Genomic DNA, 13,175 nt, shown 5'->3' with positions numbered 1-13,175 from the left:
AAGACATATATCCATACGACCAGACTATTTCCCTGAGACAATCGCATCGACCGGGTGTGGCTTGACCTGCATGCCAATGCCCCATCACCCCCGTCGGGTCGACCCTCTCGAATGACAGCCGAACTCTCCCTTGACCAGGGATTCAAGACCCGTCCCGATTCCGGCACATCATTGGCTTCTCAATCTCCTGGAGCGCGAGACGGGTGAGGCGCACACCCGTCGTCGGCACGCGACTCCCGGAGACCGGACCTCGCGGTGCACGCTGATTCCACACATGCCAGAAGAGGCCACATCGATGTCAACGCCCTGTGCAGGACTCGCGGTCCTGGACAGAGAGCCGCCGGAGTTTCAGCGCGCTCATGAAGCAAGCGCGCGTGCTCCGAATCGGCGCAAGTGCCAAGACCCGGTCCGCGAAGAACCAGCGTGTCGAGGGCTCCCCTCCCTGCATCGACAGGGATGTCTGTCTCAGGAGATGCGCCGACCTGGTTGCAGCAGCTCGCCCAGGCGGTGGCGCTGCAGCTTCCCGTTCGAGGAGCGCGGGAGCTGTTCGACCCGGTAGAAGTCGGCGGGAACCTTGTGGGGCGATAGCTGGTCGCGCAGCGCCCGTCTCAATGCCTCCCGAGAGACGCCTGGAGCCCCGGCGGGGAGCTGGAGGAACGCGGTCAGCGAAGTGCCATACAGGGCATCTTCCCTCCCCCAGATTGCCGCGTCCTCCACGTGAGGGAGCATGCGCAGCGCGGCTTCTATCTCGAGGGGACTCAGTCGCTCCCCGCCCACCTTGAGCAGGTCGTCATTGCGCCCCAGCAAGGTCACGAGCCCATCCGAGTCGATTCGCGCGAGGTCCCCGGTGCGCAGCCATCCGCCCTCCATCTTCCCCCTCGTGGCTCCCTCATCGCCGAGATAGCCGAGCATCACCTGGTTCCCCCGGACCCACAGCTCACCGTCGTCCCCCTGCTTCACGGTGAGCTCTCCGACGGGGTAGCCCGCCGCCTGACTCAGGAACGCGGGGTGGTCACTGCGCAGGCAGAGCACCCGGGGCGACAGCTCCGTCTGTCCATAGTTGACGTAGACCCGCGCTCGGGGAAACGCACGCAACAGGCGTTGTCTCAGGGCCACGTCCAGCGCGGCTCCCGCGGAGATGACATGGGTGACGGCGTGGGTTCGCGGCGGAGCCTCCCCCAGCAAGCGCAGCAGCGTCTCGTGGTGAGAGGGAACACCGCTGAGCATGCCCACCAGCGCCCCCTCCTCCAGGCGCGCCTTCAGCTCGACCAGATTCGACAGGAGGACGGTGGGAACTCCCGCCGCGAGCGCGGGCAGGAGTTGTCCCAGCAGGCCGAAGGAATAGGAAAGCGGGAGGACGAGGGTCTGCTCCGGCGCGGTGTCGAAGTCGAGCGAGCGCCGGACCGCCACCACGTTCGCCTCGATGTTCTCGCGGGAGAGCTGGACGGCGCGCGGTGCGCCCATACTGCCGGACGTGAACAGGACCAGCGCCGTGTCCGGATGGTGGCATGTCTGGGTTTGCTCACTCCTCCAGGACACTCGGAAGGACTCATCGAGTTCGAAACATCGCCCCAGGAGCTGACGCCTCACCTCCGTCTCTGGCGCCGTCCACTCCGTCGCGAACACCGCCAGGGGGGCTCCTGCTTCGTACAGCGCGAGGAAGGTGGCGATGAACTCCCGGCTGCGGTGCGCCCTCAGGATGGCGATGCCAGGAGGAAGGACTCCCAGACGGTGCTTGCGCGCCTCGACGGCTTCGCGCAGGGACTCGAAGGTGAGCGAGCGTCCTCCGAGCTGGAGCGCCACGCTCGCGTCGGTTCGGGTGAAGGCCTGAGCAGTCCGCATGGTCCGTCACCTACAGGCTGTGCAGCAGCGCGCAGGCCGAGGCCCCGCCCGCCCCCGCGGACACGAGCAGCACGCGCTGCCCCGGCTCCAGCGGAAGCTGCTCTCGAAGGTGCGCGAGCGCGATGCCGACGCTCGCGCCCGAGGTGTTGCCCGTGAAGCGCACCGTCTCCACCACCCGCGCGGGGTCCACGCCGAGCCGCTCGGTGACGGCCTTCATCAAGTGCAGGTTCGCCTGGTGCGGGACCACCCAGTCGATGTCCCCCACCTTCAACTCCAGGCGCCGCAGCAAGGAATCCGCGCCCGTGGACATGTTCTCCACCCCCTTCATGAACAGCGTGGCGCCATGCTCCATCTTGAGGAAGACCTTGGAGGGGTCGTCGTTGCGGTGGTGGGGGAGTCGCGAGCCTCCCGCGCGGATGGCGATGATGTCGGCCATGGAGGCATCCGCCGCCAGCTCGCTGGCGATGAGCTGGAAGTCAGCCCCCTCGGCGCTCCGGGTGACGAGACAGGCGGCGCTGCCATCACCGAACAGGGCCGTGGTCGCCAGGTCCTCGCGGTTGAGGAACTTGGAGCGGATGTCCGCGGCGATGACCAGTTGGTCTCCCTCGGTGGCGGCCGCGAGCGCCGCTCCCACGTGCACCGCGCTCGTGAAGCCCGCGCACGCGGCGCTCAGGTCCAGGACGCCGACCCGCTCGAGCCCCAGTCGAGGGAGAATCAAGGGCGAGGTCGGAGGCGTGGGGTAGTCGCCGGAGACAGTGGCCAGCAGCACCTGGACGATGCGCGCGCGGTCCACCTGGGTGGCTTCGAACAAGCGCGAGGCCGCGCCGATGGCCGCGTCGCTGCAGGATTGCCCCTCCTCGACCCAGCGTCGCTGCTCGACACCGGTGCGGTGGGCAATCCAACTGGGCCGGGCTCGGGTCCCCATCCAGTCCAGGACGTCCTGATTGGTGACGACCCGCTCCGGCAGCCACGCAAGGGGACCTCGCAGATACACAGGCTCCGAGGGCTTCAAGAAGCTCATGGTCGCAGCACTCCTTCCATGCGGAACATCGGCAGCCCGCCCGTGACGTCCAGGACCGCGCCGTTGATGTACTGGTGCTCGCTCAGCAGCGGGTCGAACACCGCCCCCACGTGGTCGGGTTCGCCCAGCGTGCCCTGCGGGATGACGCCCCCCATCCGCTCCACGTAGCGGGCCCTGGACCAGTACTTCTTCGTCCGCTCCGTCTTGAAGAGGCCCAGGCGCACCGTGTTGGACAGCACGTTGAACTCGCCGTAGTCCACGGCGAGGTTGCGCATCAGCCCCTCCAGCGCGGACTTGCACAGGACATAGGCGCCGTAGCGTCCCGCGCCGGTGACGGTGGAGACGCTGGAGACCAGGACGATGCGGCCCCAGCGCGCGGCGACCATCGCGGGGAGGACCCGGCGCAGCAGCCAGAGGTTCCCCATCAGGTTCACGGTGACGTCCTCCTCGAGCGCCGCCTGGGGCAACTCGTGGAAGCGGTGCTGGGGCGGGCGCCGGGTCCAGGCATTGAGCACGAGCGCCTGGAGCCCGGACTCCAGCATCGCGCCCAGCGCGCCCGCGTTCCGCTCCGGCGCCGCGAGGTCGAGCACGAGCCCCTTCGCGGCGAGCCCCTCCGACTGGTAGCGGGAGCACATCCGCTCCAGCGAGGCCTCGGACGACGCGGTGACGAAGACCTCATCTCCCTGCCTCAGCCGACGGCGGGCGATGGCGAAGCCGATGTCGGAGCCGCCTCCCGTGACGAGGACCCTCATGTCGCCCCCAGGCGGCGCAGCCAGCGGGCCAGCGTGTCGAGGCTCTCGAAGCTCGACTCCGAGAACTCGTGCCCCGAGATGCGCAGGGAGAACTCCTTCTCCAGCGCCGCGACCGACAGCACCATCAGCAAGCTGTCCATCCCATACGCGGCCAGGGGCTCGGACGTGCTCCGAGGAACGTCCTCCATCCCCGCGGCCCTGAGCGCCTTGCCGATGCGTTCGTTCAGCTCCATGGCGTGTCCCCTCCTTCAGCGCTTCACCCAGTGCTGCATCGCGAAGGACAGGCCACCACCCACGCTCATCAGCAGCACGTCGTCACCGGGTTGGAACAGGTCCTGCTCCAGCGCCTCGGACAGCGAGAACAGGACGGAGGCGCCGCCCACGTTGCCCACCCGGTCCGCGCTCCAGACGAGCCGTGCGCCGAGCCCTCCCACCTCGAGGACCTGCTCGATGAGCTTGCGATTGATTTGATGCGCCACCACCCAGCGGATGTCCTTCAGGCCGCGGCCTCCGGGGAACATCGCTCCGAGCATCTCGAGATAGCGGCGCAGCGCTTCCTCTCGAAGTCGCGTGCCGTCACCCGCCATCGCGTAGCCCCCGGCCTCCAGCGTGCTCCGGTCCGGGGGGAGCCTGCCGGGCGTGGTGTACAGGTCCACCAGGGCGCCATCGGTGGCATAGAGGCACTTGCGCACCTCGAAGTCGGGAGACACGGACGCGCGCTCCAGCCACAGCGCCGCGCCGCCATCCGCGAGGATGAACCACGTCTCCTTCAGGTTGGGATTCATCACCTTGGACAGCGTCTCCGCGCAGCTCACGAGCACGTTGGCGTGGCCACCCGCCAGCAGCGCCAGGGCCAGGTGGAGGCTCGCCAGCGAGGTGGAGCAGCCAGCCTTCACCTCCCATGCGGAGGCCTGGCTCCCGAGTCGCCCCAGGATGGCCGCGGCCTGGGAGCCGGTGTAACGGCCCGTCGTCGTCGTCCCGTGGATGAAGGTCTGGACGTCGACTCCCGCGTGCTCCCCGAGGGCGCGCCTCGCCGCCGCGAGCGCCAGGGACTCACTCGTCTCCTCGGCCTCGGAGGGCGGCGCTCCGGGCAGTCGCGAGAGGTGGCGCTGACTGAAGCCCAGGCGCGAGGTCACCTTCCGAGCCAGCGCGGCGAGTGTCCGCGCGGAGCGCTCATGTTGCTCCGGGTCGAGCGCGAGCAGCTCCTCGTTGGAGATGGGCCTGTCGCCAGGGAGCGCGCGACCATGGCCGAGCACCCGGATGCCCATGCGGGGCTCGAGGACTCTCACGAGGGACGCTCCTCGGTGGGCGCGGGTCGCGAGCGGCTGGCGGGGTTGAAGTGCTCCCACTCGAAGTTCTCCAGTCGCGAGTCCTCGGGCAGGGTGTCCTTCAAGAGCTTGTTCTGCATGCCAATCCAGCTCCGCGCGCCGACACTCGTGCGAGGGCCGAGCATCGCGCCCGCGCCGACGAAGACGTTCTCTCCGAGGGTGACGGTCCCCAACATCACCTTGTCCCCCAGGAACAGGTGCCCGATGAGCAGGACGTTCGCGCCCACGGTGCAGCCCTTGCCGACGGTCAACAGCGGGTAGTCGGCGAGCACCGCGAAGATGGAGGAGTTCACGCCGTACGCGATGCGTGCGCCCATCGCGCGCCAGTAGAGGTACTTGGTCAGGTAGAACGAGAAGAAGAAGGGCTGCAGGCCCGCGATTCGCACCGAGTGCCCCAGGCACAGCGTCATGAACCAGGCGAGATAGTCGCGAGACAGCTTCATCTCGTAGGTCCCCGGCCGCATGCGCGGGATGCACAGGCGCACCAGCCAGCACGCCACGAGGAACGCGCCGGCCAGGACACCGGGCGCCAGCAGCGCCCAGAGCGCGAAGGCGGCCTGCCCCCAGCTCCAGCGAAGGAAGACGGCGAAGGCCCACCACGCCAGCAGCGCCGGTGTCAGCGAGAAGGTCATGGTGATGAGGTCCACCAGCAGCACGTGCGCGAGGCGGAAGCCTCGGGACTGGTGCTTGAACTTCCGGCGGGCGGTGGCGAGGGGGTCTTCCGGGAGCTCGCTCACGCGGCCTCCTGCGTGTCCCGGTGCGCCTGCTCGGGATGGACCTGGTAGAGCGGGAAGTAGGACGCGACGCCACCGGCCTCCACGTCCCGGGCCAGCCGAGGGACTTCATCCCAGGCATAGACACGCTCGTCGTCCACGGGCGGAAGCCAGCCCGACTCCTCGGCGAAGCCCACGGCGGCCACGGCCTCGGAGAAGCGCGCATAGTGGGTGTTGATGTGCTGGTGCCGCTTCGTGCATTCAGTGGAGCGCGAGAGGTCCATCAGGTCCGCCCCCAGCTTCCAGCCCGCGGAGGCGATGACACCCTCGCGCCCCAGGGCCTTGAGGCTGGCCTGGAGGAGCGGTCCACCGATGTGGTCGAGGAAGATGGAGACGTCCTGGCCGCGCCCCGCCTCCTTCATGCGCGCGAGGAAGCACTTCTCCGACTGGGTGTAGCGCCGCCGGTAATCGGCGTCGGAGGCGAAGCGGGCCGCGTCGAGGTTCAGGTCGGGGAAGTCCCTGCGGTCGATGGGGATGATGCCCACGGCCTCCAGGTGCCGCAGGCGCTCTTCCTGTGAGGCGACCATCGCCACCCGACAGCCAGCGAAGCGGGCGAGGCGCAGCTGCGCGTAGGCCACGCCGCCGCCCCAGCCCACGACGAAGGGAACGGGGCAATCCGACTCACTGACCTGGAGGCGGAAGCAGCCCCATGCAAGTCGCCAGTTGGACCACGCGGTGATGTAGCGCAGGGAGAAGGCGGCCCACTGCTTCAGGGAGTGGCGGCTGTGGCGAGGGAGGGGGATGAGGACACGCTGGGGGAGCCGCGTCCTGTGGGCCAGCAGGCCCATGGTGTGGGTCGCGTCGTAGGCGAGGACCTTGACGGGATAGCCGTGCGCGTCGGGCTCGGCGTTGCAGAAGACGAGGCAGTGGTCCCCGGGGCGCACGCGCGTGACCGCGCTGCCCACCTCCACCACACGGACCACGCCCGCGTTGCCGAGCACGACCTTGTCCTCACGGCGCAGGCGGCAGATGTCCACCGGGACGCGCTGGAGGGCATGGCCCATGTTGCCTTCCCAGCAGCCATAGATGGGCTCGGCCACCACGTCCTCGGGGCCTGGGTCCGGGAAGGAGAAGGACTCCTCGACCAGCGTCCCGGGAACGGCTTGCCCGTCCCGTTGGCGCTCGCCTCGATGAAGGACCCAGGCCCGAGTCTCCCGCATGCCGCCTCCCCTGTCGCGCTCGTCACCGAGCCGCGCGCCGAAGTGGAGTCCATGATGTTGAAGGGTGATTCAGGTCTCAAGAACGCCACGGGTGCGCGCGAATGGCGCGTCGCAAGGTCGCGCCGGGTTGCCGGACGCTGGAGCCAGCAGAGGGTGCGCCGGGTTGCACGTCACGAGGTCCCGCTCGCTCCGGCGCACCAGCAGCGGCGCCGTTGATAGACGCGCGGGAGAGACCCCTCGGGAGCAGGACTCCTCCCGGAGGGTCATGTCCGCGACGAGGACCCGACCGCAATCACTATCGACCTGGGCGCCAGCCCCTCACGGCGTGGCTACGAACGGAGTGGTGAACTCGCCGGCGCGGCCCGTGTGCGGACAGGAGTTCATGACGGACCCGTCCCAGGCGGCGGTGTTCGGCGCCCCCGGGGGCGGCTGAAGCATCTCGCGCGACGCCTGGAGCGTCACCTGCGCGTCGCCCCCCCTCGAACACGGACTCGTCGATGACACGGATGTCATTGGCTGGATGACCTGCTTCGATGAGATTGGCGATGTTCTCCTCGTGCTCCAGCTGGGGGTCCATACCGCCACAGCCGGCCAGCACCGCGGAGACTCGAAACACCGCGCTTCTCGTCAATGTCTCGCATCCTGCGTCAGGCGCTCACGGACCTCGGCGGGCAATAGGAATGCGTCTCCGCGACACACCACGGGCCGGCCCCGGAGCTCACCGAGGCCGGCCCGCGGAGGTTCATCCACTCAGGCTCACGGGCTGCAGCAGAGCAGCGCGTGAGGCGCGCCACCGGAGGTGCTGCGGGAGAGCCCGGCGGCGTACCGGCCGGGGCCGCACTCGCCCTTCCAGTTGTCCGCGTCCCAGTCGCCCGTGGTGGAGGACTCACGCGAATCCTGGCCGTCGAAGACGAGGGCGGAGCAGGACGTATGGGTGACGCTGCCGGGACAGCAGAGCACGGCGGTGATGGCATGTCCGGTGCTCTGGGCCACTCCGGCGACGAACTCGTTGGGGCCACACTCCCCCTTGTAATAGCCAGGATCCCAGTCACCGGTGGCGGAGGTCCCTCGGTTGTCCACGGTGGAGAAGTTCCGGGCATAGCAGCCGTCGTGCGGGTAGCGCGGGTCACCACCGGTGCGGCAGAGCGCGACGCGCGTGTTGCGCGAGCTGGGGTTGAGGGACACGCCGGTCACCGGCTCACCGCTGGCGCACTCGGCCTTGTATTCGCCGGGCGCCCAGTCGCCGGTCGCGCTGGTGCGTCGCGCATCCGCGAACTCGAAGTTCAACACCGCGAAGTCGCGCGACGGGTACAGATAGGTCAGCGCGGTGCGGTCGGCGGACGCGAACTCCCCGGTTTCGACCGTGCGGAAGCAGGAGTTCATCAGCGAGGCGCCGACGGTCGCCGTCGTCGGAGTGCCTGGAATGTGAATGGCGCCGACGCCCGCGTCACCTTCGTTGCCGCCACTGCCGCAGCTGATGCTCCGGTTGTAGTAGTCCGTGTGGCGGAAGCCGATGGTGTGACCCATCTCATGCGTGATGACGTGCTCGATGACGTCGACGCTGTACGAGGACAGTCCGCCGCCGATGTTGATGGTGTGGTACGGCAGCCCGCCCGAGGGGAAGCCCGCCGAGCCTCCCACCACGCCCGGCTGGATGACCGCGTTGATGGTGAAGCTGCACCCGGTGCTCGGCGTGCGCGCCATGTCGAAGGCCAGCGGCATTTCGTCGTAGTTCTGGATGGCCAGGTCCAGTGCCGTGCTGAAGTTGCCCGTGAACGTCGAGCCGTTGATGCAGATCTTCGTCACCGCCGAGCTGACGAGGTTCGTCGTGCGGTACTGCTCCTCGGTGGTGGCCTCGCGCGCGAGCATCTCGCGAGACGCGGCCAGTGAGACCTCCGCATCTCGCCCGACGTACACCTTCCCCTCGACGACCATGATGTCATCGGAGGGAAACCCGGCCTCGACCAGGTTGTCGACGATCTCCCGCGTCTCATCGGGTTGTTCGCCACATCCAAACATCAACGCACTGCATCCCACCGCAAGGACAAGACTCTTCCTGAACATGGAGACTCCTTTGGTTGAACAGAAGCACATCCGCTCGCGAGGGTGCCGCGCACCTCGGACGTCACACCCTCCGGGCAATCTCGCACAGGACGCTGACATCGGCGAAGGGATGGCCTCACACGGCTTGGACGTCCCTCATGCCCCTCTGTATCGAGTGGGTGTCCAATGACAACTGAATCCTCTTTGGCTGTGGGCTCATGGACGAATCCCCTCTTGATAATCTTTTGGATTCTCAACCTCCTCCAGCCCGGAGAGGAACGCGAACCCGCGGCGCCCATGAGCACCGGGCCGTTCGCGAGCTGAGTCAGCGCACAGTCCAATACACGTGGCTCCAGCCCTCGTCCGAGTCACAACAAAGCGCGTCAACCCGCCGGCGCCTCTTCTCGCCTCGAGTCACGAGAGCGTGCCCCACCGTCGGTGACACCAGACAGACCATCAGGCCAGGCCCCGGGCCTCGCGGCTGTTTCCACCGCGCCGTGGCACATCACCGAAGCGCGGTTTCACGACAAAGGCGGTCAGAACCCGATAGACGCCGCCGCGCGGGGTGGACGAAGGTGTTGGCCATGTCGCATGCCTCCATGTCTTCCCGAGTCACCGTGGACGCGGCCCTGGCCCGTCGCATCGAGCGAGCCCAGGCCGAGCAGAATCGCAGCGCCACGCCCCTGAACGGAGTCCTCGAGGTCGCCGGAGGGCTCGCGCTCTTCAATGGCCCGGGCTCACCGCTCACCCAGGCCATCGCGCTGGGACTCGATGGCCCCGTCGACGCGGAGCTGCTCGACCGCGTGGAAGCCCACCTGGGCCAGGGAGGCGGTCCGGTGCCCATCGAGCTCACGCCCTTCGCGGACCCGTCGCTCGCCCAGGAGCTGGCGCGGCGAGGCTATCGCGTGGCGGAGTTCCAGCAGGTCTTCGCGCGCGCATTGCCGGGCGCCCCACTCCCCTCGCACACCGCGGAGGTCCGCCCCCTCCTGTCCGGCGAGGCGGAGCTGTTCGCACGCACGGTGGGCCAGGGCTTCATGGGCCGCGAGGAGCTGACCGACGACGAGGCCACGCTGATGCTGTCCGCCGCGAAGATGCCTGGGACGACCTGCTTCCTCGCGCGCGTCGACGGGGAGCCCGCGGGCGGCGGCACGGCGGCCCTCCACGACGGCGTCGCGACCTTGTCTGGCACGGGCGTGCGCATGCGCTTCCGAGGACAGGGCCTCCAGCAAGCACTCATCACCACGCGACTGGAGTGGGCGCTGCGCCAGGGCTGCACGCTGGCCTCGAGCAGCACGCACCCGGGCACACCGTCCCAGCGCAACATGGAGCGGTTGGGGTTCTTCATCGCCTACCCCAAGCTGGTCATGGTGCGTGACGCGCCGAGCAGCTAGCAACGGGAGGGCGGGCCCCCACCGCACGCTGGAGCCCCGCCCCCTGAGTCCGGGACGTCCGCCACCCGCAACCGAGTGGACGTGCTCTGGCAGAGAACGTGCAGTAGCGCCATGACGCCCGGGGCCGCCTCCGCGAGAGCCCCAGGAGTCGAGCCGCCTGGCCCGACAGATTGTCATCCTGTCGGGCCCACGGCGGGCCCTTCAGGCAGAGCGCGGCGGGACGGAGACAACGGTGTTCACCCTCTTTGACTTGTTGCGAGTACTCGCGACCCTGATGGGCGCCGCCGTGGGTGGATGGCTCGGCGACAGCCTGTTCGGGATGGCAGGCAGCATTCTTGGAGCGCTCGTGGGCGGCGTGTCGGGGTCCTTCGTGGGGGCCTTGCCGTTCTTTCTCGCCGCAAGGTCCTTGAGGAGGGAGTTGCAGCGAGCGGACTCGGCCTCACTGGGCCGCCGCCTGCAGGAGCAGTACTTCATTTCGCATTTGATTCTGGCTGAGCTGGATGCGCGGAGTGAGGACCTCGCCAGGTTCGAGGAGTCCATCCTTGCGTTGATGCAATCCGAGTCCAGTGACCGGCGGCGGCATGGATGGGCAAGCCTTCGGAGCTTCTACCCCGCCCGCGCGCAAGCCCTGGCGAACTACGACTCCGCGGCCTCGGTGGAGGCGTGTCGTCAGCAGGTGGCGAGTCTGATTGAGCGTCCTGCGGAGTGAGGGGTTGGGGTGACGCAGTCCAGGAGCGCTTGCCCAGGCGCGACGGATTGGGCCGGCATCCCCTGAAAGCCAGACACCCTTGGGTGTGCACTGCCCCCCTTTCGACTCGCCGCAGGGGGCAAAGGGCTGTCGTTGGCGCTGGTCGCCACCGTCGACTTCCTGAAGGCGGATGGGATGTACATCGGCTCCAGCCCGGTACATCTGGTGGAGCTGGGCTTGGGCTCTCATGCCGCGGTGGCCAGGTACTCGAGCAACCTCCCCTATCGCTCCGTGCGCCTCGCGGGCTCGGTGCTGGCCGTCTATCTGGTGGACGCGGTCGAGACCTCACCGCGCCCCGTCTGTGGTGATGGGAAGCGGGGCGGAGCCGAGATATGTGATGACGGCAATCAGCCGTCGTTCAGCTCGCGCCCCAGTTGCCCAGGAAGTCGCCCATGGTGAGTCGCACGCCTTGGTTGCGCAAGATGCCGTAGGCGGCGGTCACGTGGTAGTAGAAGTGGGGAATCGCGAATGCGACCAGGAACTGGTGGCCACTGGAGCGCATCGAGCCGCGGCGGTGTTCCATCACAATCTCCCGCTCCAGGCCGGCTTCGAGGTCACCCGGCACGAGGTCTCGGAGATAGGACATCGTCGCATCGAGCCGTTGATACAGCTCCGCGAAGCTCCTGGCATCGCTCGCGGCCGGCACGCGTGGCGCCCCCAACAACTGGGTCATCGCCAGCCGTGCCCCCTCCGCGGCCCAGTGGACTTGCGCGGCGAGCGTGTACCTGTGCAGGTCCCCTGGTGAATCACTCGCGGCGCCTTGCATGCGCCCCTCCTCGGAGAGCCGCGCGTCCAACAGCGCCGATTCGCCCCCGCCACTGGCGACGGCATGCGCTTCCGCCTTCATCAACTGCGCCTTCAAGTTGCTCAGTCCACGGATGAACACCCCCGCGGAGAGCTCGTAGGCAGTCAGAGACATGGTCCATCCTTCACCGCGTCATGCGCCAGTGCCCAGCGGTCCCGACCAGCGCGCGTTGATGAAGCGCGATGCTAATCGCACCGTGTCCCGCGCGGCCAGCCTCCGCTCCCGCACCGAGGCTGCCGCGGAAGTGAGCTCTTGCTCCGTCGCCGCTGAACCAGGCCGCACAGAGGCCGGGCATCCCTCCTGGAGGTGTGCCCTGTGCCTCCAGGAACCCGACTGCGACGTCAACGCGGCAAATCAGGCGCCGCGGCGCACCAGACCGGGCGCCACGAGGGAGACTCGAGATTGCAATCGATTCGCGTGCCGTGCATTGAAACGTCGTGTCCTCCGCACCCGCCCTTGGATTTGGTCGCTATCTCGGCACACCGCTCCAGCGCCTGGAAGTCGCGGGGCTCGTCCTGACGGAGAGCACCTACCCTCCTGGCGCCATCCTCGCCCCCCACCGACACCGACACGCGGGCTTCCGCTTCACGCTCGAAGGGGGCTTCACCGACGTCTCGGAAGGGCGTGCCCGGGAGTGCCTGCCCAGGTCCGTGGCCTTCCAGGCACCCGAGGTCTCCCACGAGCAGCGCTTCGCCGGCCAGCACACCCGCACCTTCAACGTCGACTTCTCCGAGTCGGCCTGGAGCGCTCGCGCCCCGCTCGTGTCCCGACTGGACAGCCGCATGGAGCTCACCTCCGAGCGGATGTCCATGCTGAGCGCGCGCCTCTACCAGGAGTTCCACCGAGGGGACGACGTGGCGGCGCTGGCCATCGAGGGGCTGTCGTTGGAGCTGCTGGCCGAGGCCCTCCGCGCCACGACGCCCCCGAAGTCCTCATCGGCCCCGCCCACGTGGCTGGCCCGGGCACGCGAGCTGCTCGATGCCGTCCGAGGCCCGCCGCCCACGCTGGCGCAGCTGGCGCGCGAGGCAGGGGTGAGCCCCACGCAGCTCGGCCGAGGCTTCCGCCAGTTCTTCCAGTGCACTCCCGCCGACCACCTGCGCCGCTCTCGACTGGAGCGCGCCAGCCGGGCCCTCCGTGAAACAGCGCACTCACTCAGCGACATCGCACTGGAGGCGGGCTACTGCGACCAGAGTCACATGACGCGCGAGTTCAGCCGCCGACTCCGCCTGACCCCGGCTGAGTACCGGCGCCAGCTCACGGGCCGCTCGTTTCGTCCAACGGGGTGAGTTCCGTCCAAGACAACCTTGCTCGA

13 protein-coding genes are annotated in these 13,175 nt (G+C 68.5%); 4 read left to right on the top strand and 9 right to left on the bottom strand.

Features of this window, described 5'->3' with window-relative positions; genetic code table 11:
* Nucleotides 1-465: 465 nt before the first annotated feature.
* From MYSTI_RS07865 to MYSTI_RS45510, 8 genes are all read right to left on the bottom strand, one after another.
* Complete coding sequence (locus MYSTI_RS07865) at nt 466-1,842, bottom strand: class I adenylate-forming enzyme family protein (protein WP_015347185.1); 1,377 nt, start codon at nt 1,840-1,842, stop codon at nt 466-468.
* 10 nt (nt 1,843-1,852) lie between these two features.
* Entirely contained in the window at nt 1,853-2,863 is a 1,011-nt protein-coding gene (locus MYSTI_RS07860) for a ketoacyl-ACP synthase III (RefSeq protein ID WP_015347184.1), read from the bottom strand.
* The gene (locus MYSTI_RS07855) at nt 2,860-3,615 is read right to left on the bottom strand and encodes an SDR family NAD(P)-dependent oxidoreductase (protein ID WP_015347183.1); all 756 of its coding nucleotides are present in this window, start codon (nt 3,613-3,615) and stop codon (nt 2,860-2,862) included. The genes MYSTI_RS07860 and MYSTI_RS07855 overlap by 4 nt, the downstream gene beginning before the upstream one ends.
* Nucleotides 3,612-3,848 (bottom strand): acyl carrier protein, encoded by a 237-nt coding sequence (locus MYSTI_RS07850; protein ID WP_015347182.1) that lies wholly within the window; start codon nt 3,846-3,848, stop codon nt 3,612-3,614. Before MYSTI_RS07850 ends, MYSTI_RS07855 begins: the two co-directional genes overlap by 4 nt.
* Nucleotides 3,849-3,863: 15 nt before the next feature.
* Entirely contained in the window at nt 3,864-4,904 is a 1,041-nt protein-coding gene (locus tag MYSTI_RS42940; RefSeq protein WP_015347181.1) for a 3-oxoacyl-[acyl-carrier-protein] synthase III C-terminal domain-containing protein, read from the bottom strand.
* Nucleotides 4,901-5,680: a hypothetical protein gene (locus MYSTI_RS43675; protein ID WP_015347180.1), complete on the bottom strand. Its 780-nt coding sequence runs from the start codon at nt 5,678-5,680 to the stop codon at nt 4,901-4,903. The genes MYSTI_RS42940 and MYSTI_RS43675 overlap by 4 nt, the downstream gene beginning before the upstream one ends.
* The gene (locus tag MYSTI_RS07835; protein WP_015347179.1) at nt 5,677-6,876 is read right to left on the bottom strand and encodes an MDR/zinc-dependent alcohol dehydrogenase-like family protein; all 1,200 of its coding nucleotides are present in this window, start codon (nt 6,874-6,876) and stop codon (nt 5,677-5,679) included. The genes MYSTI_RS43675 and MYSTI_RS07835 overlap by 4 nt, the downstream gene beginning before the upstream one ends.
* Before the next feature lie 756 nt (nt 6,877-7,632).
* On the bottom strand, nt 7,633-8,940 hold the full coding sequence (locus tag MYSTI_RS45510; protein ID WP_275450734.1) for a zinc-dependent metalloprotease: 1,308 nt from the start codon (nt 8,938-8,940) through the stop codon (nt 7,633-7,635).
* Between the two features lie 563 nt (nt 8,941-9,503).
* Between MYSTI_RS45510 and MYSTI_RS07825 the strand changes: the two genes are divergently transcribed.
* The 3 genes from MYSTI_RS07825 (at nt 9,504) to MYSTI_RS42930 (ending at nt 11,457) form a co-directional block, all read left to right on the top strand.
* On the top strand, nt 9,504-10,310 hold the full coding sequence (locus MYSTI_RS07825; protein WP_015347176.1) for a GNAT family N-acetyltransferase: 807 nt from the start codon (nt 9,504-9,506) through the stop codon (nt 10,308-10,310).
* A 232-nt stretch (nt 10,311-10,542) separates the two neighbouring features.
* Nucleotides 10,543-11,019, top strand: a complete 477-nt coding sequence (locus MYSTI_RS07820; RefSeq protein ID WP_015347175.1) for a hypothetical protein — start codon at nt 10,543-10,545, stop codon at nt 11,017-11,019.
* 132 nt (nt 11,020-11,151) lie between these two features.
* The gene (locus tag MYSTI_RS42930; protein ID WP_015347174.1) at nt 11,152-11,457 is read left to right on the top strand and encodes a DUF4215 domain-containing protein; all 306 of its coding nucleotides are present in this window, start codon (nt 11,152-11,154) and stop codon (nt 11,455-11,457) included.
* On the opposite strand, the gene MYSTI_RS07815 is transcribed toward MYSTI_RS42930, so the two are convergent.
* Entirely contained in the window at nt 11,417-11,977 is a 561-nt protein-coding gene (locus MYSTI_RS07815; protein WP_015347173.1) for a DUF1993 family protein, read from the bottom strand. The two genes, MYSTI_RS42930 and MYSTI_RS07815, sit on opposite strands and share 41 nt — an antisense overlap.
* A gap of 323 nt (nt 11,978-12,300) precedes the next feature.
* Here MYSTI_RS07815 and MYSTI_RS07810 point away from each other — a divergent pair, with 323 nt between their 5' ends.
* A complete protein-coding gene (locus tag MYSTI_RS07810) occupies nt 12,301-13,149 on the top strand; it encodes a helix-turn-helix transcriptional regulator (protein ID WP_015347172.1) in 849 nt (282 codons plus the stop codon).
* Nucleotides 13,150-13,175 lie beyond the last annotated feature (26 nt).

The organism is Myxococcus stipitatus DSM 14675 (genome assembly GCF_000331735.1).
Taxonomy (GTDB): Bacteria; Myxococcota; Myxococcia; order Myxococcales; family Myxococcaceae; genus Myxococcus; species Myxococcus stipitatus.
This window is presented reverse-complemented; position numbering and strand designations above follow the sequence as displayed.